Below are 23757 nucleotides of genomic sequence, written 5' to 3'. Positions count from 1 at the left end.
GATTCTGCTGTGCTATAACCGTAGTAAAATGAAATTTATATTTCAACATTGTTGTGAAATGAAATTTCATTTTGGTGATAACAGTCGCATTTTGCGCTAACCGGTCGCCTGTGCGCTTCCCGCATCGCGCCTCGTTGCCTTCGACGCCAGGCTTCCCGCCGCTGTCGCGCCGGCAGTCGGTGCCGGTGATATTTTGCGAGACAGCTCAAACATTCATCATTTCCATTCTTGCTAATTTTGGAATAAACGTTTTGACTGTTAGCCAATTGAACGAACCTACCCCCTCTTCCGTCAGGAGTGTCCTATGGCCATCGCAATGCAACGTTTTTGTATTAACCGCAAAATCGCGCCAGCGCTCAGCATTGAAGCGTTTTTCCGTCTGGTGAACCGTCTGGGCCTGAATAAGGTCGAGCTGCGCAACGATTTACCCAGTGGAAAAGTGACCGACGATCTGAGCCATCAGCAGGTGCGCGAGCTGGCGGCGCGCTACCACATCGAGATCCTGACGATTAACGCGGTCTACCCCTTTAACCGTCGTAGCGAAGAGGTGCGGCAGTTGACCGAATCGCTGCTGAAAGAGGCCCAGGCCATTGGCGCCAAATCGCTGGTGCTCTGTCCGCTCAACGACGGCAGCGAGGTGCCGGCCAGCGAAACCCTGGGCGCCCTGCGCGACCTGGCGCCGCTGTTCGCCTTCTATGGCATCCACGGCCTGGTGGAGCCGCTGGGCTTCCCGCAAAGCTCGCTGCGTTCTGCGCACCAGGCGCAGACGCTGATCCACGACGCCCGCGTGCCGTTTAAGCTGCTGATCGATACCTTCCATCACCATCTTTACCCGCAGGCGGCGGACGAGTTCAGCCAGGTAGAGGTGGCGGATATCGGGCTGGTGCACCTTTCAGGAGTTGACGATAGCCGTCCGCGCGAGCAGCTCACCGATGCCGAGCGCATCATGCTAACCCCGCAGGATCGTCTCGGCACCTGCGAGCAGGTTAAAGCGCTGGAAGCCCGCGGCTATCAGGGGGTGTACGCTTTTGAGCCCTTCGCCCCCGAGCTGGCGCAATGGAGCGAAGCGGATATCGAGCGCGAAATTGAGCAGAGCATCGCGCTCATCCAGCGCCACTGCGCCTGAGACCCTCACGGTACAGCGTGCGCGGCGCGTGACGATTTTCCCAACGCCGGACGACGAGGTTGCCTATAATCGTCGCAGGATAAATGGAGGAATCGACCATGAGCTCACCCCTGTTGATTGCGCGCACGCTGGATAACGCGCTCTATTTACTGCCCGCGATGGCCAACCGCCATGGGCTTATCACCGGTGCGACCGGCACCGGTAAAACCGTCACCCTGCAGAAGCTGGCTGAGTCGTTCTCGGAGATTGGCGTGCCGGTATTTATGGCCGACGTCAAGGGCGACCTGACCGGCATTGCCGCCGCGGGGCAGAGCTCAGAGAAACTGCAGGCGCGGCTGGAGAAGATCGGCGTCAGCGACTGGGAGCCGCACGCCAACCCGGTGGTGCTCTGGGATATCTTTGGCGAGAAGGGCCACCCGGTGCGGGCGACGGTTTCCGATCTCGGCCCCCTGCTGCTGGCGCGCCTGCTCAATCTCAACGACGTGCAGAGCGGCGTACTGAACATTATTTTCCGCATCGCGGACGACCGCGGCCTGCTGCTGCTCGACTTCAAAGACCTCCGCGCCATCACCCAGTTTATCGGCGATAACGCCAAGTCTTTCCAGAACCAGTACGGCAATATTAACAGCGCCTCGATCGGCGCCATCCAGCGCGGGCTGTTGACCCTGGAGCAACAGGGCGCCGAGCACTTCTTCGGCGAGCCGATGTTGGATATTGCCGACTGGATGCGCGTCGATGCCAGCGGTAAAGGGGTGATCAATATCCTTAGCGCCGAAAAGCTCTACCAGATGCCGAAGCTGTACGCCGCCAGCCTGCTGTGGATGCTCTCCGAGCTCTACGAGCGCCTGCCGGAAGCCGGCGACCTCGATAAACCGAAGCTGGTGTTCTTCTTCGATGAGGCGCATCTGCTGTTCAACGACGCGCCGCAGGTGCTGCTGGATAAAATTGAACAGGTGATCCGCCTTATCCGCTCCAAGGGCGTCGGCGTCTACTTTGTCTCGCAGAACCCGGCGGATATTCCCGACGCCGTGCTCGGCCAGCTGGGCAACCGCGTGCAGCATGCCCTGCGCGCCTTTACGCCGAAGGACCAGAAGGCGGTGAAAACCGCCGCCCAGACCATGCGCGCCAACCCGGCCTTCAGTACCGAGCAGGCGATCCAGGAGCTGGGCACCGGCGAGGCGCTGATCTCCTTCCTCGATGAGAAAGGCAGCCCGTCGGTGGTCGAGCGGGCGATGGTTATCGCCCCCTGCTCGCGAATGGGGCCGGTCAGCGATGACGAGCGCAATGGTCTGCTGAACCACTCGCCGCTGTACGGCAAGTATGAGGAGGAGGTGGACCGCGAGTCGGCTTTCGAAATGCTGCAGCAAGGGGTGCAGGTCGCCACCGGGCAGCAGTCGGCTCCGCCGGCGAAGGGTCAGCAGAGCGGCGATGACGACGGGCTACTTGGCGGCCTGAAAGATATCCTGTTCGGCAGCACCGGCCCGCGGGGCGGTAAACGCGACGGTATCGTGCAGACCGCAGCGAAAAGCGCGGTTCGCCAGGTCACCAATCAGATCGTCCGCGGCATGCTGGGCAGCCTGCTGGGCGGACGCAAGCGCTAAAAAAAAGCCCCCTCAGCGATGAGGGGGCTTACGTTTCAGGCTTACCCGCTAGGCCTTGCGCATCATCAGCCAGAGGCTTATCAGGAAGAAGCTGGCGCTCGGCAACAGCGCGCCGATGATCGGCGGTATGCCGTAGACCAGGGTCAGCGGGCCGAAAATCTGGTCGAGGACATAGAAGATAAAGCCGAAGCTAATCCCCGTCACCACCCGGACGCCCATCGGCACGCTACGCAGCGGGCCAAAGATAAACGACAGCGCCATCAGCATCATCACCGCCACCGACAGCGGCTGGAAGATTTTGCTCCACATATTGAGCTGGTAGCGTCCCGGATCCTGGCCGCTGGACTTCAGGTATTTCACATAGTTGTGCAGCCCGCTGATCGACAGCGCATCCGGATCCAGGGCAACCACGCCCAGTTTGTCCGGCGTCAGGTTGGTTTTCCAGGTGCCGCTCACCATCTGCGACCCGGTCACCTGCTTTGGATCGGTCAGGTCGGATTCATCCACCTGCGACAGACGCCACACTTTATTTTCGCTATCGAATTTTGCCGAAGCGGCATAGCGCACCGACTGTAAACGACGCTCCGGGTTGAAGGCATAGATGCTGACGCCCCCCAGCTCATCGTTGCCTTTCACCCGTTCGATATAGACAAAGTTGTGGCCATCTTTCGCCCACAGCCCCTGCTGGGTTGAGAGCAGCGAGCCGCCGTACATCTGCTGGGCACGGTAGTTGCGCGCCATCTGTTCGCCCTGCGGCGCCACCCACTCGCCGATGGCCATGGTCAGCAGCACCAGCGGGATCGCGGTTTTCATTACCGCCAGCGCTACCTGCAGCCGGGTGAAACCGGATGCCTGCATCACCACCAGTTCGCTGCGCTGGGCCAGCATCCCCAGCCCCAGCAGCGCGCCAAGCAGCGCCGCCATTGGGAAGAAGATCTGGATGTCCTTCGGCACGCTGAGGATGGTGTAGAGACCAGCGCCCAGCGCATCGTAGCTGCCCTGCCCGGACTTTTTCAGCTGATCGACAAACTTGATAATGCCGGAGAGCGACACCAGCATGAACAGGGTCATCATGATGGTGTTGAAAATCGTCTTACCGATATAACGGTCAAGTACGCCAAACGCCTGCATCAGGCCGCTCCTTTATTAAAACGGGCGCGGAAGCGGCGCATCGGCACCGTGTCCCACAGGTTTAACAGCACCGCCAGCGCAAAATAGAGCAGGTTAATCGCCCACATCCAGATAGCCGGGTCCATTTTGCCTTTGCCGCCGTTCGATTTAATCGACGTTTGCAGCAGGAAGAACACCAGGTAAAGCAGCATCGCCGGCAGCATCGACAGCACGCGGCCCTGACGCGGGTTCACCACGCTGAGCGGCACCACCATCAGCGCCATAATGAAGACGGTCGCCACCAGCGTGAAGCGCCAGTGCAGTTCGGCGCGCGCGCGGTCGGTGTGGGTTTTCCACAAGGTGCGCATATCCATCTGTTCGGTGTCGTCCGGATCGGCGCTCACCGCCTGGTGGCCGATAATAGCCTGATAGTTATTGAAGTCGGTAATGCGGAAGTCGCGCAGCATCGCGGTGCCTTCAAAGCGGGTGCCCTTGTTGAGGGTCACCACCTGCGAGCCGTCTTTCTGCTGCGACAGCTCGCCGGAATCCGCCACTACCACCGAGGGGCGCGCATTGCCTTTCGGACGCAGCTGGGCAAGGAAGACGTCATGGAAGCGGTTGCCGTTGACGCTTTCGATAAACATCACCGCGTTACCATCGCTGGCCTGCTGGAACTGGCCCTGGGCCAGCGCCGCCATACCGGGGTTAGCTTTAGCTTCGGCCAGCACTTCGTCCTGATGGCGCGACGACCACGGCCCCGCCCACATAACGTTGACCGCCGCCACCGCGCCGGTGAACAGCGCGAGGATCATCGCCGCCTTGATCAGCACGGCTTTGCTCAGGCCGCAGGCGTGCATCACCGTAATTTCACTTTCGGTGTACAGCTTGCCGAGGGTCATCAGCAGGCCAAGGAACAGACTTAACGGCAGGATAAGCTGCGCCATCTCCGGGATGCCGAGCCCCAACAGCGAGAGCACCAGATTGGTTGGGATATCGCCATCCACCGCGGCGCCGAGGATCCTGACTAATTTCTGACAAAAGAAAATCAGTAACAGGATGAATAGGATCGCCAACTGGCTTTTCAGCGTCTCACGAACCAGATATCTTATGATTATCACTATAAATACGCCCGTAAAAACCCGTTTTAGTGCAGGAAAATTGCTTGTTTCATGGCTTAAACGTCATTTATTCTCTTTGGTCGTCGAAAACGTCGCTAAGATTAAATGACTCATCGGTTCTGCATGTCAGGATCTTTTCTGACGAACCCAGGCCTTAATAACGTTAAGATTAACACGAAGTCACCGCAACAGCGGATATGAGTTACGAAAGCTTGCAATTATATACTCAATGGATTTCGAGTTGTAAGAAGGCAGCAGGGCTGTGGCCCCTGGCGCGCACAATGTGCCACGTCAGGGTAAGCAGGCGCAGCCGGCGCATCTGCAACTTGAAAGGCGACGAGTATAGCCGTAGCCACCACTGTTGTCTTTAAGATTCAGGAGCATAGTGCATGGAGTTCAGTGTAAAAAGCGGTAGCCCGGAGAAGCAGCGGAGCGCCTGTATCGTGGTCGGCGTCTTTGAACCACGTCGCCTCTCCCCCATCGCCGAACAACTCGATAAAATCAGCGACGGCTACATCAGCGCCCTGCTGCGTCGCGGCGAGCTGGAAGGCAAACCTGGCCAGACGTTATTGCTGCACCATGTGCCAAACATTCTGTCTGAGCGCATTCTGCTGATTGGCTGCGGCAAAGAGCGCGAGCTGGATGAGCGTCAGTATAAGCAGGTCATCCAGAAAACCATCAATACCCTGAATGATACCGGCTCAATGGAAGCCGTCTGCTTCCTGACCGAGCTGCACGTCAAAGGCCGTAACAACTACTGGAAAGTTCGCCAGGCGGTTGAAACCGCTAAAGAGACGCTGTACAGCTTCGACCAGCTGAAGACCAACAAAAGCGAGCCGCGTCGCCCGCTGCGTAAAATGGTCTTTAACGTGCCGACCCGTCGCGAGCTGACCAGTGGCGAACGCGCCATTCAGCATGGCCTGGCGATTGCCGCCGGCATCAAAGCGGCGAAAGATCTTGGCAATATGCCGCCGAACATCTGTAACGCCGCCTATCTGGCCTCTCAGGCGCGTCAGCTGGCCGATACCTACAGCAAAAACGTCATCACCCGGGTGATCGGCGAACAGCAGATGCGCGAGCTGGGGATGAACGCCTACCTCGCCGTCGGCAATGGGTCGCAGAACGAGTCGCTGATGTCGGTCATCGAATATAAAGGTAACCCGGCTGAGGACGCGCGCCCTATCGTGCTGGTCGGTAAAGGCCTGACCTTCGACTCTGGCGGTATCTCCATCAAGCCTGCCGAAGGCATGGACGAGATGAAGTACGACATGTGCGGCGCGGCGGCGGTGTACGGCGTGATGCGGATGGTTGCCGAACTGCAGCTGCCGCTGAACGTCATCGGCGTGCTGGCGGGCTGTGAAAACATGCCTGGCGGCCGCGCCTATCGTCCGGGTGACGTCCTGACCACTATGTCCGGCCAGACGGTGGAAGTGCTGAACACCGACGCCGAAGGCCGCCTGGTGCTGTGCGACGTCCTGACCTACGTTGAGCGCTTCGAGCCGGAAGCGGTTATCGACGTGGCGACGCTGACCGGGGCCTGCGTGATTGCCCTCGGCCATCACATCACCGGCCTGATGTCGAACCATAACCCGCTGGCCCATGAGCTGATCGGCGCCTCCGAACTGGCGGGCGACCGCGCATGGCGTTTGCCGCTGGCCGACGAGTTCCAGGATCAGCTGGAGTCCAATTTTGCCGATATGGCGAACATTGGCGGCCGTCCTGGCGGCGCGATCACCGCCGGCTGTTTCCTGTCGCGCTTCACCCGCAAGTACAACTGGGCGCACCTCGACATCGCCGGTACTGCCTGGCGTTCCGGTAAGGCCAAAGGCGCGACCGGTCGTCCGGTGGCACTGCTGTCGCAGTTCCTGCTCAATCGTGCGGGTTTTAACGGCGAAGAGTGATGTGACATGCCGGGTGGCGGCGATGCCTTACCCGGCCTACAAACGGCAGCACACTGTAGGCCGGGTAAGCGTAGCGCCGCCCGGCTTTGCATTTAAATCCACAACAAGAAGCCCCATATATGAAAAACGCAACGTTCTATCTTCTGGACAATGACGCCACCGTCGACGGCCTGAGCGCCGTCGAGCAGCTGGTGTGTGACATTGCCGCAGAACGTTGGCGCAACGGCAAGCGCGTCCTGATCGCCTGCGAAGATGAACAGCAGGCGATTCGCCTCGACGAGGCGCTGTGGTCGCGGCCGCCGGAAAGCTTTGTGCCGCATAACCTGGCGGGCGAAGGCCCGAGAGGCGGCGCGCCGGTAGAGATTGCCTGGCCGCAAAAGCGCAACAGCAGCCCGCGGGATATTCTTATCAGCCTGCGGCTAAACTTTGCAGATTTTGCCACCGCTTTCACAGAAGTGATAGACTTTGTCCCTTACGAAGACAATCTGAAACAACTGGCGCGCGAACGCTATAAGGCGTACCGCATGGCTGGTTTCAACCTGAACACGGCAACCTGGAAATAATGGAAAAGACATACAACCCACAAGATATCGAACAGCCGCTTTACGAGCACTGGGAAAAGCAGGGCTATTTCAAACCGAATGGTGATGAAAGCCAGGAGAGCTTCTGCATCATGATCCCGCCGCCGAACGTCACCGGCAGTTTGCATATGGGTCATGCCTTCCAGCAAACCATCATGGATACCATGATTCGCTACCAGCGCATGCAGGGCAAAAACACCCTGTGGCAGGCCGGTACCGACCACGCAGGTATCGCTACCCAGATGGTGGTTGAGCGTAAGATTGCCGCTGAAGAAGGGAAAACCCGCCACGACTACGGCCGCGACGCCTTTATCGACAAAATCTGGCAGTGGAAAGCGGAATCCGGCGGCACCATTACCCGTCAGATGCGCCGTCTCGGCAACTCCGTGGACTGGGAGCGCGAGCGCTTCACCATGGACGAGGGGCTTTCCAATGCCGTGAAAGAAGTCTTTGTTCGCCTGTACAAAGAAGACCTGATCTACCGCGGCAAACGCCTGGTTAACTGGGATCCGAAACTGCGCACCGCCATTTCCGACCTCGAAGTGGAAAACCGCGAATCGAAAGGTTCCATGTGGCACATCCGCTACCCGCTGGCCGATGGCGCGAAAACCGCTGACGGTAAAGATTACCTGGTGGTCGCCACCACCCGTCCGGAAACCCTGCTGGGCGATACCGGCGTGGCCGTTAACCCGGAAGATCCGCGCTACAAAGATCTGATTGGCAAATTCGTGGTGCTGCCGCTGGTTAACCGCCGCATCCCGATCGTGGGCGACGAACACGCCGACATGGAAAAAGGCACCGGCTGCGTGAAGATCACCCCGGCGCACGACTTTAACGACTACGAAGTGGGTCGTCGTCACCAACTGCCGATGATCAACATCCTCACCTTTGACGGCGACATCCGCGAAAGCGCGGAAGTCTACGACACCAAAGGCAATGAATCCGACGTCTACTCCAGCGAGATCCCGGCGGAGTTCCAGAAACTGGAACGCTTCGCGGCGCGTAAAGCCGTTGTTGCGGCGGTTGACGCCCTCGGCCTGCTGGAAGAGATCAAACCGCACGACCTGACCGTCCCTTACGGCGATCGCGGCGGCGTGGTGATCGAGCCGATGCTGACCGACCAGTGGTACGTGCGCGCGGACGTGCTGGCCAAGCCAGCAGTCGAAGCCGTTGAAAACGGCGACATCCAGTTCGTACCGAAGCAGTACGAAAACATGTACTTCTCCTGGATGCGCGATATTCAGGACTGGTGTATCTCCCGTCAGCTGTGGTGGGGTCACCGCATCCCGGCATGGTATGACAACGACGGCAACGTCTACGTAGGCCGTAGCGAAGACGAAGTGCGTCAGGAAAACAACCTGAGCGCCGACGTTGCCCTGCGTCAGGATGAAGACGTTCTCGATACCTGGTTCTCCTCCGCGCTGTGGACCTTCTCCACCCTCGGCTGGCCGGAAAACACCGACGCCCTGCGTCAGTTCCACCCGACCAGCGTGATGGTGTCCGGCTTCGACATTATCTTCTTCTGGATCGCCCGCATGATCATGATGACCATGCACTTCATCAAAGATGAAAACGGTAAACCGCAGGTTCCGTTTAAGACCGTCTACATGACCGGTCTGATCCGCGATGACGAAGGCCAGAAGATGTCCAAGTCCAAGGGTAACGTCATTGACCCGCTGGATATGGTTGACGGCATCACCCTGCCGGAGCTGCTGGAAAAACGTACCGGCAACATGATGCAGCCGCAGCTGGCGGATAAAATCCGCAAGCGTACCGAGAAACAGTTCCCGAACGGCATCGAGCCGCACGGCACCGACGCCCTGCGCTTCACCCTGGCGGCGCTGGCCTCTACCGGCCGCGACATCAACTGGGATATGAAGCGTCTGGAAGGTTACCGTAACTTCTGTAATAAGCTGTGGAACGCCAGCCGCTTCGTGCTGATGAACACCGAAGATCAGGATTGTGGCTTCAACGGCGGCGAAATGGTGCTCTCCCTGGCCGACCGCTGGATCATCGCGGAATTCAACCACACCGTGAAAGCATATCGCGAAGCGCTGGATAACTTCCGCTTCGATATCGCCGCCGGCATCCTGTACGAGTTCACCTGGAACCAGTTCTGCGACTGGTACCTGGAGCTGACCAAGCCGGTTATGAACGGTGGCAACGAAGCGGAGCTGCGCGGGACTCGCCATACTCTGGTCACCGTGCTGGAAGGTCTGCTGCGCCTGGCGCATCCGATCATTCCATTCATTACCGAGACCATCTGGCAGCGCGTGAAAGCGATCTGCGGTATCACCGCCGACACCATCATGCTGCAGCCGTTCCCGCAGTACGATGCTTCTCAGGTGGATGACGCGGCGCTGGCCGACACCGAATGGCTGAAGCAGGCGATCGTCGCCGTGCGTAACATCCGTGCGGAAATGAACATCGCTCCGGGCAAACCGCTGGAACTGCTGCTGCGCGGCTGCAGCAAAGATGCCGAGCGTCGTGTGAACGACAACCGCAGCTTCCTGCTGAACCTGGCGCGTCTGGAAAGCATTACCGTGCTGCCTGCCGATGATAAAGGTCCGGTCTCGGTGACCAAGATTGTCGACGGCGCCGAGCTGCTGATCCCGATGGCGGGCCTCATCAATAAAGAAGATGAGCTGGCGCGTCTGGCGAAAGAAGTGGCCAAAATCGAAGGTGAAATTGGCCGCATCGAGAGCAAGCTGGCCAACGAAGGCTTTGTCGCCCGCGCGCCGGAAGCAGTTATCGCTAAAGAGCGCGAGAAGCTGGAAGGCTACGCGGAAGCGAAAGCGAAGCTGATTGAGCAGCAGGCGGTGATCGCCGCGCTGTGATCCTCCCGCCCCTTGCCACCCGGCAAGGGGCGTTTTTTATGAAACATCCTCGCTTGCGCTTTCCCCTGTCGCGATGTTATTAACATCATCATTCGTCTTTTTTGGGTAATGAGTCATTGTATGAATACGAGCGTCCCCGCGGCGACGTTGCTGCGTCGCATTACGGCGGCAGACAATGCCGCCATCGCCAGGGTCATCCGCCAGGTCTCGGCTGAATATGGCCTGACCGCCGATAAAGGCTATACGGTCGCCGACCCGAATCTCGATGAACTGTATGAGCTGTACAGCCAGCCGGGCTCCGCCTACTGGGTGGTGGAGCAAGAAGGGGAAGTGGTTGGCGGCGGCGGCGTCGCGCCGCTCGCCTGCAGCGAGCCGGATATCTGCGAGCTGCAGAAAATGTATTTTATGACCAGCGCCCGCGGCCAGGGGCTGGCGAAGAAGCTGGCGCTGCTGGCGCTGGACTACGCCCGCGAACAAGGGTTTAAGCGCTGCTATCTGGAAACCACCGCCTTCCTGAGGGAGGCGATCGGCTTATATGAACATCTCGGCTTCGAGCACATTGACGGACCGCTGGGCTGCACCGGCCACGTGGACTGCGAAGTACGGATGCTGAAAACGCTGTAGCGCCTCGATATCGCAGGCGTCCCCGGTAGCGCTGCGCTTACCGGGGCTACACGGCTAAGCGTAGCGCGAGCCGGGGTATGTCCCGGATGGCACCGCTGGCACCTTACCCGTGCTCGCGGTGCCGTTTTTTTGTCGGGTGGCGGCTAACGCCTTACCCGACCTACGGCCCGTACCATTGCGAGCTGAAGCTCTCAACGCTATCTCTCTCCCCATGGCTACTGAAACTACCGGTGTTAGTGACTACCGGGCCCGAATATCGTGGGTTACGCCGCGGCTGGCACACCGCTGTGAAAGCGGAACTCGGCCTCCGGACGGAGGATCAGCGCCGCTTCCGCCTCGCCGAGCTGGCGCACCCGCTCGCTGATATCTTCTCCGGCAATCTTCTGCGCCAGATCCAGATAGTCCTGATAGTGACGCGCCTCGGAGCGCAGCAGCGACAGGTAGAACTTTTGCAGATCGTCGTCCAGCCACGGCGCCAGGGCGGCAAAGCGTTCGCAGGAGCGGGCCTCGATATAGGCGCCGCAGATCAGCTTATCGATCAGCATCACCGGCTCATGCGAGCGCACTTCGCGCCGCAGGCCGCGGGCATAGTTGCTGGCGGTGATTTTGACATAGGGGATATCGCGCGCCAGCATCATCTCCCGCACCTGCCAGAAGTGATGCAGTTCCTCTTTAATCAATAAAATCATGCTGTCCAGCAGCTGGCGGCCCCACGGGTCGTCGGTCTGCGGCATGGCGCTTTTGTTGATCCGTTTATGCAGAGCGACAAAATCCGGCTCCGGCCCCCGGCGGTAGGTGAAGTCTTCGTACGGCTTCAGGCAGGCCAACAGTTCGTCGGCGTCAGCTTTATCCGCGACGTAGCGACGCACCAGCAGCATGGCGTTCTGCGCCGCTTTCAGCTCGCACACCATATGGTCGGTCAGCAGCAGCGGCAGGTTTTCCGGCTTGCGGGCTTCGTCAATCCACGCCTGCGGCGTCGGGCAGTGCAGGAAGTTGATAATCGGGGAAAGAATCTGCGGGTAATCCATGAAAGTTCCTTGCTATACGGCGGCAGGCGCCGCCGTATCCATCTACAACATCTGCGACTTAGTGGCGAACACCATCGTCGTCTTCATCGACATACTCTTCGTCATCGTCGTCGCCGTCTTCACCGTTCGGGTCCTCATAATAGGTGCCCCAACCGTCATACTCGACGTCATATTTTTCTGCCAGCGTCATCAGCTGTTCCACCTGGGCATCGATCAGGTCTGCGTTCAGCGCGCATTCGCTCAGAATATCGCAGCAGATGACCATGTCACCCTCTTCCACTTCCAGCTCTTCGGGCTCGGTCACTTCGTAGCCCAGCTTGAACGCTTCAACCGCCACTTTCTCCAGGGTTTCGAAATCGTCTGCAGAGAGGTGATGCTCAATCGTGTACAGTGCGTCCGGATCGCTGCCATCTTCCAGCAGCTCTTCGATAATCAGACGCGTCTCTTCACGCTGTTCTTCCAGGTGTTCCGGGTTTGCCATGGCTCGTTCCTCATAATGTGCGGCAGTTATCCCTATTGTCACATACCGCCGTCATTGCCTCCACTTCTCAGTGAAAGATTTCGATCACAGACTTGCAAATGAATATTCATACATATAAATTGAATTTTAATTCAATTAGTGGCCTATGCCAGGTGAGGGAACCATGTCTGCGTTTTACCAGAAGCATTTTTTAAAGTTACTCGATTTTACGCCTGCAGAAATCACCGCCCTGCTCGAGCTGGCGGCAAAGCTGAAAGCCGATAAGAAAAACGGTATCGAAGTCCAGAAACTGGCAGGAAAAAACATCGCGCTCATCTTCGAAAAAGACTCAACCCGTACACGATGCTCTTTCGAAGTTGCCGCATACGATCAGGGTGCCCGCGTGACCTATCTGGGGCCCAGCGGCAGCCAGATTGGCCATAAAGAGTCGATCAAGGACACCGCCCGCGTGCTCGGACGGATGTACGACGGCATTCAGTACCGCGGCCACGGCCAGGAAGTGATAGAGACCCTGGCGCAATACGCCGGCGTGCCGGTGTGGAACGGCCTCACCAACGAGTTCCACCCCACCCAGCTGCTGGCGGACCTGCTGACCATGAAAGAGCATCTGCCGGGCAAAGCCTTTAACCAGATGACGCTGGTCTACGCCGGCGACGCGCGCAACAACATGGGCAATTCGATGCTGGAAGCCGCCGCCTTGACCGGTCTGGATCTGCGCCTGGTGGCGCCATCGGCCTGCTGGCCGGAGGCCGCGCTGGTGGAGACCTGCACCGCGCTGGCCAAACAGCAGGGCGGCAACATCACCCTGACGGAAGATATCGCTGCGGGGGTGAAAGGCGCCGATTTTATCTATACCGACGTCTGGGTCTCAATGGGCGAGGCGAAGGAAAAATGGGCCGAACGTATCGCCCTGCTGCGCGACTATCAGGTTAACAGCGCGATGCTGGCGCTCACCGGCAACCCGCAGGTCAAGTTCCTCCACTGCCTGCCGGCGTTCCACGACGACCAGACCACGCTGGGCAAACAGATGGCTGCCGATTACGGCCTGCACGGCGGCATGGAGGTGACTGACGAGGTGTTTGAGTCGGCGGCGAGCGTGGTCTTCGACCAGGCGGAAAACCGGATGCACACCATCAAAGCGGTGATGGTGGCGACGCTGAGCAAATAGCCCCTCGCTCGCGGCTGTGTCCCGGATGGCACGGCGTTCATCCGGGATTCGGTTCGCCATTTTACACCATCAGCATCTTCACCACCGCTTTGCGCACCTTCGCCGGGGCGCCAACGGCGCACAGCGGTTTATGCACTTCGCCGGGATAAAACACCACAAAGTCCCCTTCGTTAAGGATCACCGTTTTCTCCTGCTGGCCTTCGGCAAGAAAAGCGATGTCTTTCTCCGCCAGCCAGTCGGTCTGCGGCTCTCCTGGCGGCAAGGTGCTGAAGGTCATCCCCTCGCTGCCGCGGAGCACAATCTGGATATCGAGATAGCGAGCATGGTATTCCGCGCGGCGCGCGGCCTGCGGCTCGGTGGTGTCTTCAGAAATCAGATAAAACAGGTTGTCGCCGTCGATATCGTGTTTACCCAGCGGCGTCGCCTCGCTGACCTGAGCGATAACGTGTTCGATAGCCTCGCGCAGCGCGGCAGGCAGCCATGGCTGCAGATGGTGGATATTGCCAATAATCATTGCTTACCTCAAATATAAAACAGCATTTCATTTTATCGTGTTATACCCCCATCGCGGCTGCCATACCAGTAGAGTTTCACGCTTCTTTGCGCTGGCGCACTTTTCGACAGGCAAACGATTACCTGTTTGTGAATGAATCGCTTGATCGTCATAACGGTCTGCGTATAATGCCAGTCGTTTTGCCGGGAGGAAGCATGGCCAATTGCGTACGACATTCTGTCTTAGCGCGTCTCAATGCAGACGCTGGCCTGCCGTTTTTCTTTCCGTTGCTCATTGGATTCCCGAAGCCCCTTATTTAAGGGGCTTTTTTTTTGCCCAGGCGTCAGGAGATAAGCATGGCTAACCCGCTATATCAAAAACATATCATTTCCATAAACGATCTCAGCCGCGAAGACCTCGAACTGGTGCTGGCGACGGCGGCAAAGCTGAAAGCCAATCCACAACCCGAGCTGCTGAAGCATAAGGTTATCGCCAGCTGTTTCTTTGAAGCCTCGACCCGCACCCGCCTCTCTTTTGAAACCTCGATGCACCGCCTGGGCGCCAGCGTGGTCGGCTTTTCCGACAGCGCCAACACCTCACTGGGCAAAAAAGGGGAAACGCTGGCGGATACCATCTCCGTCATCAGCACCTACGTCGACGCCATCGTGATGCGTCATCCGCAGGAGGGCGCCGCGCGCCTGGCGACCGAATTCTCCGGCGGCGTGCCGGTACTGAACGCCGGCGACGGCGCTAACCAGCACCCGACCCAAACCCTGCTCGACCTGTTCACCATTCAGGAGACCCAGGGCCGCCTCGAAAACCTCAACGTGGCGATGGTCGGCGATCTGAAGTATGGCCGTACCGTCCACTCCCTGACCCAGGCGCTGGCCAAATTCAACGGCAACCGCTTCTACTTCATCGCCCCGGACGCGCTGGCCATGCCGCAGTACATCCTCGATATGCTCGATGAAAAAGGCATCGCCTGGAGCCTGCATAGCGCCATCGACGACGTGATGGCGGAAGTGGATATTCTGTACATGACCCGCGTGCAGAAAGAGCGTCTGGATCCGTCGGAATACGCCAACGTCAAAGCGCAATTCGTCCTGCGCGCCGCCGACCTCGAAGGGGCGCGCGCCAACATGAAGGTGCTGCATCCGCTGCCGCGCATTGACGAAATCACCACCGATGTCGATAAAACACCGCACGCCTGGTACTTCCAGCAGGCCGGTAACGGCATCTTCGCCCGCCAGGCGTTACTGGCACTGGTACTGAATAGCGAGCTGGCACTGTAAGGGGGAATGAGAGATGACACACGACAATAAACTGCAGGTAGAAGCGATCAAACGCGGCACCGTGATTGACCATATCCCGGCGCAGGTCGGCTTTAAGCTGCTCACCCTGTTCAAACTGACCGAAACCGACCAGCGCATCACCATCGGCCTGAACCTGCCCTCCGGCGAGATGGGCCGCAAGGATTTGATTAAAATCGAGAACACCTTCCTGACCGACGAGCAGGTTAACCAGCTGTCGCTGTACGCCCCGCAGGCGACGGTAAACCGCATTGATGATTACGAAGTTGTGGGCAAATCCCGCCCGAGCCTGCCGGATCGTATCGACAGCGTGCTGGTCTGTCCGAACAGCAACTGTATCAGCCACGCCGAACCGGTTTCTTCCAGTTTTGCAGTGAAAAAACGCGCTGATGACATCGCACTCAAATGTAAATACTGCGAAAAAGAGTTTTCTCATTATGTGGTGCTGGCCAACTAAATGCGGTTGGTATTGGTGGTAGGCCTCCCTATAATGGCTACCACCCTACGCTTCGTCCTTCAGGCGGCGTCTGCGCCGGCGATACAGCGCTTATCGCCTGGCGGCAACCTGAATGATTTTGCGTAACATTACTCAGTTCATCTGGAGATAACATGAGCAAAACTATTGCGACGGAAAATGCACCAGCGGCGATTGGCCCCTACGTTCAGGGCGTTGACCTCGGCAGCATGATCATCACCTCTGGCCAGATCCCGGTCGACCCGAAAACCGGCAGCGTCCCGGAAGACGTGTCCGCGCAGGCGCGCCAGTCGCTGAACAACGTGAAAGCGATCGTTGAAGCCGCAGGCCTCACCGTCGGCGATATCGTCAAGACCACCGTATTCGTCAAAGACCTCAACGATTTCGCTACCGTTAACGCCACCTACGAAGCGTTCTTCACCGAGCATAACGCCACCTTCCCGGCGCGCTCCTGCGTTGAAGTCGCACGTCTGCCGAAAGACGTGAAGATCGAGATCGAAGCCATCGCCGTGCGTCGCTGATCGCTCTCGTCGGCATGAAAAAAGGCAGCCCGCAGGCTGCCTTTTTTACGTGGTTCATCCGAAAACGCGTCCCTCACTGCCAGCCGTAGCGGCGGCTGTAGAAGCCCTTCACGGCCTGGGTCAGCACCATATAGCCCGCCAGGATCGCCACCAGCCACGGGAAGTAGCTCAGCGGCAGGGCCTGCAGCTGCAGGTAGCTCGCCAGCGGCGAGAACGGCAGCGCGATACCCACCGCCATCACCACCAGAGTCATGGCGAACAGCGGCCAGGCGGCCCGGCTCTGAACGAACGGAATGCGCCGGGTGCGGATCATGTGCACAATCAGCGTTTGCGACAGCAGCCCTTCGATAAACCAGCCGGACTGGAACAGGGTCTGCATCTCCACGGTATTGGCGTGGAACACCCACCACATCAGGCCGAAGGTGAGGATATCGAAAATCGAGCTGATCGGCCCGAAGAAGACCATAAAGCGCCCGAGATCGGCCGGGTTCCAGCGCTGCGGCTTGCGGATCTGCTCATCATCGACGTTATCAAACGGGATCGCCACCTGGGAGACATCGTACAGCAGGTTCTGAATCAACAGGTGCAGCGGCAGCATCGGCAGAAACGGCAGGAAGGCGCTGGCCACCAGCACGCTGAAAACGTTGCCGAAGTTGGAGCTGGCGGTCATTTTGATGTACTTGAGCATGTTGGCGAAGGTGCGGCGGCCTTCGATTACCCCCTCCTCCAGCACCATCAGGCTCTTCTCCAGCAGAATGATATCCGCCGCCTCGCGGGCGATATCCACCGCGCCGTCGACCGAGATGCCGATATCCGCCGCGCGCAGCGCCGGGGCGTCGTTGATGCCGTCGCCCATAAAGCCCACCACGTGACCTTCACGCTTGAGCAGCGTCACGATACGCTCTTTATGCAGCGGCGCCAGGCGGGCGAACAGCGTGGTGCGTTTGGCCAGCGCCGCCAGTTCGTCGTCGCTCATGGCTTCGATCTGGCTGCCAATCACCACTTCGCCAGCATCCAGTCCCACTTCATGGCACACCTTAGCCGCCACCAGCTCGCTGTCGCCGGTGAGGATCTTCACCGTGATGCCGCTGGCCTTCAGCGCCTTCAGCGCCGGGGCGGTGGTCTCTTTCGGCGGATCGAGGAAGGCGATGTAACCTTCAAGGATCAGGTCCGACTCATCGGCGCGCTGGTAGTCGCCTTCGCGGGCCGGCAGGTATTTGGTCGCCACCGCCACCACCCGCAGTCCCTGCCGGTTGAGGGTATCGGTCACCCGACGGATGCGGCGCAGCATGGTGTCGTCCAGCGGTACGATATCGCCGTTGTAGCGCACCTGGGTCGAGACGTTGAGGATCTCCTGCAGCGCCCCTTTGCAGATCAGCTGATGCGCGGCGTCATCCTCCTTCACCACCACCGACATGCGGCGGCGTTCGAAGTCGAAGGGGATCTCATCCACCTTCTGCCAGCGTTCCGCCAGCCCGCGGGCGGCATCCAGCTCAACCCCGTCCAGCACCGCGGTGTCGAGCAGGTTTTTCAGGCCGGTCTGGTAGTGGCTGTTGAGCCAGGCGGCATGCAGTACCCGCTCGCAGACCTTGCCGGAGACGTCGGTATGGTTCTCCAGCACAATCTTATCCTGGGTCAGGGTGCCGGTTTTATCAGTGCAGAGGATATCCATCGCGCCGAAATTCTGAATGGCGTCGAGGTGCTTCACGATGACCTTTTGCTTCGACAGCTTCACCGCCCCGCGCGCCAGCGTCGAAGTGACGATCATCGGCAGCATCTCCGGCGTCAAACCGACCGCCACCGACAGCGCGAATAGCGCCGCCTCCCACCAGTCGCCTTTGGTGTAGCCATTGATCAGCAGCACCACCGGGGCCATCACCAGCATAAAGCGGATCAGCAGCATGCTGACCCGGCTGATGCCCTTCTGAAAGGCGTTCGGCTCGCTCTCCTGTTCACTGACGCGGCCGGCCAGCTGCCCAAACCAGGTGCGGCCGCCGGTGGCGAAGACGATGGCCTGCGCCGAGCCGCTCACCACGTTGGTGCCCATAAAGCACAGGGTGTCGCACTCCAGCGGGTTTTGCTGCAGCGGATCGCGGCTGCGGGCCACTTTCTCCACCGGCAGCGATTCGCCGGTCAGCGAGGCCTGGGCGACGAACAGATCCCGCGCCTGCAGGATACGCAGGTCCGCCGGGATCATATCCCCCGCCGACAACCGGATAATGTCGCCCGGCACCAGCTGGTCGATAGGCAGCTCCAGCCAGCGGCTCTCCCCCTGCTCGTTCACCACCCGCAGCACGGTGGCGGTGTTGCTCACCATCGCCTTCAGCGCATCCGCCGCTTTGGTCGAGCGCGCCTCCTGGATGAAATTGAGCAATGTCGAGATCCCCACCATCAGGGCGATAACCCCGGCGGCGAACAGATCCTCGGTGGAATAGGAGACGATGCCGAGCACGGTCAGCAGCAGGTTGAACGGGTTGCGATAGCAGGTCCACAGATGCACCCACCACGGGGAGGGCTTCTGCGCCGGGATCTGGTTGTCACCATGTTTGAGGATTTTCGCCGCCACTTCGCCTTCATTGAGCCCTTCAGGGTGGCTGTCAAAGGCGCGCCAGATCTCCTGGTCGTCCATCGCCGCCACGTTCAGGCAATGCTGACCAAGCGATTCAGGAATGGGGCCACTCGCCAGATGGCGGGCGTCCGGCAGCGGATCGCGCTGGACTAAACGACGTGGCAGATGGCGGCTAAGCTGCGCGAACAGCTGCCGGGTATAATTTTTCAGCATAAACAGTCCCTCCGCGCTCGCCAAAGCGAACGCAGCGTTGCCGACGGGCGTAGCAAAACCTACCTGTCAGGCATGTTATTTTTATGGCAGGGACATCAAGGACGTCACTGCTTTACGCTTTCCGGTAAAGCAGTGTTAAACAGGCTTACCGGAAAGAAAGGTTGCTCCATCGAGGATGAGGAGTGGGATCGGGGTCCATAACTATCTCCGGTAAGTGAATATAAACGGCGCGAATTATAGCGCCCTCGCTGAGGATTGTGTGGCAATAATGGCGATGATAAACCCGCGCAACTAAACCGAACGTAAACCAGACTTTGCTCATTGCGGTTTGGTTGAGTAGCATTAGGCTCACTTCTACCATCCCTGACGAGAATTCCGCATGCAGAACCGGCTGACCATCAAAGATATCGCGCGCTTAAGCGGCGTAGGGAAATCGACGGTATCCCGCGTCCTTAACAACGAGAGCGGGGTCAGCGAACGGACCCGCGAGCGCGTCGAAGCGGTGATGCAGCAGCACGGTTTCTCGCCCTCCCGTTCCGCCCGCGCCATGCGCGGCCAGAGCGATAAAGTGGTGGCGATTATCGTCACCCGTCTCGATTCGCTGTCGGAAAACCTTGCCGTGCAGACCATGCTGCCCGCCTTTTATGAGCAGGGTTACGATCCGATTATGATGGAGAGCCAGTTCTCCCCGGCGTTGGTGGAGGAGCATCTCGGCATGCTCGCCCGGCGCAATATTGACGGCGTGGTGCTGTTCGGTTTTACCGGCATCGACGAAGCGATGCTCGCCCCCTGGCGCGACACCCTGGTGCTGATGGCCCGCGACGCTCCCGGCTTCGCCTCGGTGTGCTATGACGACGAGGGGGCCATCACGCTGCTGATGCAGCGGCTCTACGATCGCGGACACCGCCACATCAGTTTTCTTGGCGTACCGCACAGCGACGTCACCACCGGCGAACGCCGCCATCTGGCCTACCTCGCCTTCTGTAAAAAGCATCGTCTGACGCCCACCGCCGCCCTGCCGGGGCTGGGCATGAAGCAGGGATATGACACCGTCGCCAGCGTGCTGACGGCTGAAACCAGCGCCCTGGTCTGCGCGACGGATACCCTCGCCCTCGGCGCCAGCAAGTACCTCCAGCAGCAGGGTCGCGATGCGCTGCAGCTCGCCAGCGTCGGCAGCACGCCGCTGATGAAGTTTCTCCACCCGGAAATCTTGACCGTCGATCCGGGCTATGCCGAGTCCGGACGCCGGGCCGCCCGGCAGTTGATCGAGCAGATCGCCGGCAGCGCCGATCCCCGCCAGATCGTGATTCCCGCCGCCCTCAATTAATCTCGCTCTGGCGATTTATGTGATCGTCGCCGGGTTTCGGGAACGTTCCCATTTTGCAAATTAAGCGGAACGGTTAGGATGCCCTCAAGGTAAAAACGGCATCTCTCCCCCTCTGTTTTTGAGGCTTCATCATGAGCAAAGTAAACCAGCAGGACATCGATAAACTGATCGAACTGGTGGGCGGGCGCGGTAACATCGCCACCGTCAGCCACTGTATTACCCGTTTGCGCTTTGTGCTGAACGACCCGGCCATCGCCAGACCAAAAGAAATTGAGCAGCTGCGCATGGTGAAGGGATGCTTCACTAACGCCGGCCAGTTCCAGGTGGTCATCGGCACCGAGGTGGGCGATTACTACAAGGCCCTGCTGGCGACCACCGGCCAGACCTCCGCCGACAAAGAGCAGGTCAAGCAGGCCGCGCGGCAAAATATGAAGTGGCATGAACAGTTAATCTCGCACTTCGCCGAGATCTTCTTTCCCCTGCTGCCGGCCCTGATCAGCGGCGGTCTGATCCTCGGTTTCCGCAACGTTATCGGCGACCTGCCCATGAGCAATGGCCAGACGCTGGCCCAGATGCACCCGTCGCTGAAAACCATCTATGACTTCCTGTGGCTGATTGGCGAGGCGATCTTCTTCTATCTGCCGGTGGGGATCTGCTGGTCAGCGGTGAAGAAGATGGGCGGCACGCCGATCCTCGGGATCGTCCTTGGCGTCACCCTCGTCTCCCCGCAGCTGATGAACGCCTATCTCCTCGGCCAGCAGGTGCCGGAGGTGTGGAACTTCGGCCTGTTTACCATTGCCAAAGTCGGCTACCAGGCGCAGGTGATCCCGGCCCTGCTGGCTGGCCTGGCCTTAGGCTTTATCGAGACGCGCCTCAAGCGCATCGTGCCTGACTACCTCTACCTGGTGATTGTCCCGGTCTGCTCGCTGATCCTCGCGGTGTTCCTTGCCCATGCGGTTATCGGTCCGTTCGGCCGCCTGATCGGCGACGGCGTGGCCTTCGCGGTACGCCATCTGTTAACCGGCAGCTTCGCGCCGATCGGCGCCGCGCTGTTCGGCTTCCTCTACGCGCCGCTGGTGATTACCGGTGTCCACCAGACCACCCTCGCTATCGATATGCAGATGATCCAGAGCATGGGCGGTACCCCGGTGTGGCCGCTGATTGCGCTGTCGAATATTGCCCAGGCGTCGGCGGTGGTCGGCATCATCATCGCCAGCCGCAAGCAGAATGAACGTGAAATCTCGGTACCGGCGGCGATCTCCGCCTATCTCGGGGTCACCGAGCCAGCGATGTACGGTATCAACCTGAAATACCGCTTCCCGATGCTGTGCGCAATGATTGGCTCTGGCCTCGCCGGCCTGCTGTGCGGCCTGAACGGCGTGCTGGCGAACGGCATCGGCGTCGGCGGCCTGCCGGGGATCCTCTCCATCCAGCCTACCTACTGGCAGGTGTACGCCATGGCGATGGCTATCGCGGTGGTGGTGCCGATTATCCTCACCAGCGTGGTGTATCAGCGCAAGTACCGTCAGGGCACCTTGCAGATTGTCTAACTTCTTCTTTCGGGGCGCCTTTGGCGCCCCTCGTTGCAGCAGGAAAGTACTATGAATCATCTCCCCCACTGGTGGCAAAACGGCGTTATTTATCAAATCTATCCGAAGAGTTTTCAGGATACCACCGGCAGCGGTACCGGCGACCTGCGCGGCGTCACCTCCCGCCTCGACTATCTGCAAAAGCTTGGGGTCGACGCCATCTGGCTGACGCCGTTCTACGTCTCACCGCAGGTAGATAACGGCTACGACGTGGCGAACTACACCGCCATCGACCCCTCCTACGGCACGATGGCCGACTTTGACGCCCTGGTGACGGAGGCAAAGGCCCGCGGCATCCGCATCGTGCTGGATATGGTGCTGAACCACACGTCGACCGAACATGAATGGTTCCGTCAGTCGCTGAATAAGGAGAGTCCCTACCGCCAGTTCTATATCTGGCGCGATGGCGAACCGGACGCCCTGCCGAACAACTGGCGCTCCAAATTTGGCGGTAACGCCTGGCAGTGGCACGCCGACAGCGGGCAGTATTATCTGCACCTGTTCGCCATTGAGCAGGCCGATCTCAACTGGGAGAATCCGGCGGTGCGCGCCGAGCTGAAAAAGGTCTGCGAATTCTGGGCTGACCGCGGCGTCGACGGTCTGCGCCTCGACGTGGTCAACCTGATCTCAAAAGACCAGACCTTTCCCTGCGATCTGGACGGGGATGGCCGCCGCTTCTATACCGACGGCCCGCGGGTGCATGAGTTCCTGCAGGAGATGAGCCGCGATGTCTTCACCCCGCGTAACCTGATGACCGTCGGCGAGATGTCCTCCACCTCGCTGGAGCACTGCCAGCAGTACGCCGCGCTGGACGGCCGCGAGCTGTCGATGACCTTTAACTTCCACCATTTAAAGGTCGATTATCCCGGCGGAGAGAAATGGACCCTCGCCCGCCCGGACTATGTGGCGCTGAAGGCGCTGTTCCGCCACTGGCAGCAGGGAATGCACAATCGGGCGTGGAACGCGCTGTTCTGGTGTAACCACGATCAGCCGCGCATCGTGTCGCGCTTTGGCGACGAAGGCGAGTACCGGGTGACGGCGGCGAAGATGCTGGCGATGGTGCTGCACGGCATGCAGGGCACGCCCTATATCTACCAGGGCGAAGAGATCGGCATGACCAATCCGCACTTCAGCAGCATCAGCGATTACCGTGACGTCGAAAGCCACAATATGTTTATCGAACGTGCGGCGCAGGGGCAAAGCCCGGACGAACTGCTGGCGATCCTCGCCAGCAAGTCGCGCGACAACAGCCGCACGCCGATGCCGTGGCACGCCGGCGAGAACGGTGGCTTCAGCGACGGTGAGCCGTGGATCGGCCTTGGCGATAATTACCAGGAGATCAACGTCGAGGCGGCGCTGGCGGACCCCGATTCGGTGTTTTATACCTATCAGCAGCTGATTACGCTGCGTAAAACCCTGCCGCTACTGACCTGGGGTGATTACGAGGATCTGCTGCCGGAGCATCCGTCGCTGTGGTGCTATCGTCGTCAGTGGCAGGGGCAAACGCTGGTAGTCGCCGCTAACCTGAGCCGCGAGCTGCAGGCCTGGCAGCCCGCTGAGGCCCCGGGCGAGTGGAAGATGATCATCAGCAACTATGCCGAGACCACCCCGCGCCCGACCGGGCTGACGCTGCGGCCGTTCGAAGCGATATGGTGGCTGCAGGGATAACGCTTTTCCCCGGTGGC

Annotated in this window: 23 protein-coding genes; 16 read left to right on the top strand and 7 right to left on the bottom strand. The window is 59.5% G+C overall.

Going from position 1 to position 23757, the window contains the following annotated elements:
* Nucleotides 1-304 precede the first annotated feature (304 nt).
* Nucleotides 305-1126, top strand: a complete 822-nt coding sequence (locus tag RRF55_RS13840) for a TIM barrel protein (protein ID WP_004178392.1) — start codon at nt 305-307, stop codon at nt 1124-1126.
* Nucleotides 1127-1224: 98 nt separating this feature from the next.
* On the top strand, nt 1225-2727 hold the full coding sequence (locus RRF55_RS13835; protein WP_019704681.1) for a helicase HerA-like C-terminal domain-containing protein: 1503 nt from the start codon (nt 1225-1227) through the stop codon (nt 2725-2727).
* Between the two features lie 48 nt (nt 2728-2775).
* Here RRF55_RS13835 and lptG read toward each other — a convergent pair whose 3' ends face one another.
* Both lptG and lptF read right to left on the bottom strand, forming a co-directional pair.
* Nucleotides 2776-3858, bottom strand: a complete 1083-nt coding sequence (gene lptG, locus RRF55_RS13830; RefSeq protein ID WP_002886956.1) for an LPS export ABC transporter permease LptG — start codon at nt 3856-3858, stop codon at nt 2776-2778.
* Complete coding sequence (gene lptF / locus RRF55_RS13825) at nt 3858-4955, bottom strand: LPS export ABC transporter permease LptF (RefSeq protein WP_002886955.1); 1098 nt, start codon at nt 4953-4955, stop codon at nt 3858-3860. The genes lptG and lptF overlap by 1 nt, the downstream gene beginning before the upstream one ends.
* A 389-nt stretch (nt 4956-5344) precedes the next feature.
* On the opposite strand from lptF, the gene pepA reads away from it, so the two are divergent.
* The 4 genes from pepA to RRF55_RS13805 all read left to right on the top strand — a co-directional run bounded on the left by pepA (nt 5345) and on the right by RRF55_RS13805 (nt 10898).
* The gene (gene pepA / locus RRF55_RS13820; RefSeq protein ID WP_002886954.1) at nt 5345-6856 is read left to right on the top strand and encodes a leucyl aminopeptidase; all 1512 of its coding nucleotides are present in this window, start codon (nt 5345-5347) and stop codon (nt 6854-6856) included.
* Nucleotides 6857-6975: 119 nt separating this feature from the next.
* A complete protein-coding gene (gene holC / locus RRF55_RS13815) occupies nt 6976-7419 on the top strand; it encodes a DNA polymerase III subunit chi (protein ID WP_002886953.1) in 444 nt (147 codons plus the stop codon).
* Nucleotides 7419-10274 carry a valine--tRNA ligase gene (locus tag RRF55_RS13810; RefSeq protein WP_002886952.1) on the top strand — a complete coding sequence of 952 codons (2856 nt, stop codon included), beginning with the start codon at nt 7419-7421 and terminating at the stop codon, nt 10272-10274. Before holC ends, RRF55_RS13810 begins: the two co-directional genes overlap by 1 nt.
* 120 nt (nt 10275-10394) lie before the next feature.
* A complete protein-coding gene (locus RRF55_RS13805) occupies nt 10395-10898 on the top strand; it encodes a GNAT family N-acetyltransferase (protein ID WP_004222194.1) in 504 nt (167 codons plus the stop codon).
* Between the two features lie 263 nt (nt 10899-11161).
* Here the strand turns inward: RRF55_RS13805 and miaE are convergent, their stop codons facing one another.
* The gene (gene miaE, locus RRF55_RS13800; RefSeq protein WP_004222190.1) at nt 11162-11926 is read right to left on the bottom strand and encodes a tRNA isopentenyl-2-thiomethyl-A-37 hydroxylase MiaE; all 765 of its coding nucleotides are present in this window, start codon (nt 11924-11926) and stop codon (nt 11162-11164) included.
* Between the two features lie 58 nt (nt 11927-11984).
* Nucleotides 11985-12407: a ribonuclease E inhibitor RraB gene (gene rraB / locus RRF55_RS13795; protein ID WP_002886947.1), complete on the bottom strand. Its 423-nt coding sequence runs from the start codon at nt 12405-12407 to the stop codon at nt 11985-11987.
* A 98-nt stretch (nt 12408-12505) separates the two neighbouring features.
* Here rraB and argL point away from each other — a divergent pair, with 98 nt between their 5' ends.
* Both argL and argF read left to right on the top strand, forming a co-directional pair.
* Entirely contained in the window at nt 12506-12601 is a 96-nt protein-coding gene (gene argL, locus RRF55_RS13790; RefSeq protein WP_370736902.1) for a putative translational regulatory protein ArgL, read from the top strand.
* Nucleotides 12571-13575: an ornithine carbamoyltransferase gene (gene argF, locus RRF55_RS13785; protein WP_021313680.1), complete on the top strand. Its 1005-nt coding sequence runs from the start codon at nt 12571-12573 to the stop codon at nt 13573-13575. The genes argL and argF overlap by 31 nt, the downstream gene beginning before the upstream one ends.
* Before the next feature lie 61 nt (nt 13576-13636).
* Here argF and RRF55_RS13780 read toward each other — a convergent pair whose 3' ends face one another.
* Nucleotides 13637-14089, bottom strand: a complete 453-nt coding sequence (locus RRF55_RS13780) for a YhcH/YjgK/YiaL family protein (RefSeq protein WP_023287054.1) — start codon at nt 14087-14089, stop codon at nt 13637-13639.
* A gap of 194 nt (nt 14090-14283) precedes the next feature.
* On the opposite strand from RRF55_RS13780, the gene RRF55_RS13775 reads away from it, so the two are divergent.
* The 5 genes from RRF55_RS13775 (at nt 14284) to ridA (ending at nt 16374) form a co-directional block, all read left to right on the top strand.
* The gene (locus RRF55_RS13775; protein ID WP_002886930.1) at nt 14284-14388 is read left to right on the top strand and encodes a pyrBI operon leader peptide; all 105 of its coding nucleotides are present in this window, start codon (nt 14284-14286) and stop codon (nt 14386-14388) included.
* Entirely contained in the window at nt 14363-14422 is a 60-nt protein-coding gene (locus RRF55_RS13770) for a pyrBI operon leader peptide (RefSeq protein ID WP_227650304.1), read from the top strand. The genes RRF55_RS13775 and RRF55_RS13770 overlap by 26 nt, the downstream gene beginning before the upstream one ends.
* Nucleotides 14423-14424: 2 nt before the next feature.
* Entirely contained in the window at nt 14425-15360 is a 936-nt protein-coding gene (gene pyrB, locus RRF55_RS13765; RefSeq protein WP_002886928.1) for an aspartate carbamoyltransferase, read from the top strand.
* 13 nt (nt 15361-15373) lie between these two features.
* The gene (pyrI, locus tag RRF55_RS13760) at nt 15374-15835 is read left to right on the top strand and encodes an aspartate carbamoyltransferase regulatory subunit (RefSeq protein ID WP_002886927.1); all 462 of its coding nucleotides are present in this window, start codon (nt 15374-15376) and stop codon (nt 15833-15835) included.
* 152 nt (nt 15836-15987) lie between these two features.
* Nucleotides 15988-16374, top strand: a complete 387-nt coding sequence (gene ridA / locus RRF55_RS13755; RefSeq protein WP_002886926.1) for a 2-iminobutanoate/2-iminopropanoate deaminase — start codon at nt 15988-15990, stop codon at nt 16372-16374.
* Nucleotides 16375-16447: 73 nt separating this feature from the next.
* On the opposite strand, the gene mgtA is transcribed toward ridA, so the two are convergent.
* On the bottom strand, nt 16448-19156 hold the full coding sequence (gene mgtA, locus RRF55_RS13750) for a magnesium-translocating P-type ATPase (RefSeq protein ID WP_009309303.1): 2709 nt from the start codon (nt 19154-19156) through the stop codon (nt 16448-16450).
* 145 nt (nt 19157-19301) lie between these two features.
* Nucleotides 19302-19355, bottom strand: coding sequence for a mgtA regulatory leader peptide MgtL (gene mgtL, locus RRF55_RS13745; protein WP_219340445.1), 54 nt, complete (start codon nt 19353-19355; stop codon nt 19302-19304).
* A gap of 180 nt (nt 19356-19535) precedes the next feature.
* Here mgtL and treR point away from each other — a divergent pair, with 180 nt between their 5' ends.
* The 3 genes from treR to treC all read left to right on the top strand — a co-directional run bounded on the left by treR (nt 19536) and on the right by treC (nt 23740).
* Nucleotides 19536-20483, top strand: a complete 948-nt coding sequence (gene treR, locus RRF55_RS13740) for a trehalose operon repressor TreR (RefSeq protein ID WP_071081533.1) — start codon at nt 19536-19538, stop codon at nt 20481-20483.
* A gap of 131 nt (nt 20484-20614) precedes the next feature.
* Nucleotides 20615-22033, top strand: coding sequence for a PTS trehalose transporter subunit IIBC (treB, locus tag RRF55_RS13735; RefSeq protein WP_002886917.1), 1419 nt, complete (start codon nt 20615-20617; stop codon nt 22031-22033).
* 51 nt (nt 22034-22084) lie between these two features.
* Nucleotides 22085-23740, top strand: coding sequence for an alpha,alpha-phosphotrehalase (treC, locus tag RRF55_RS13730; protein ID WP_021463204.1), 1656 nt, complete (start codon nt 22085-22087; stop codon nt 23738-23740).
* Nucleotides 23741-23757 lie beyond the last annotated feature (17 nt).

This window comes from Klebsiella sp. K47 (genome assembly GCF_051858335.1).
GTDB classification, from domain to species: domain Bacteria; phylum Pseudomonadota; class Gammaproteobacteria; order Enterobacterales; family Enterobacteriaceae; genus Klebsiella; species Klebsiella pneumoniae.
The sequence above is the reverse complement of the archived record's forward strand: the minus strand, read 5'-3'. Positions and strand labels throughout refer to the sequence as shown.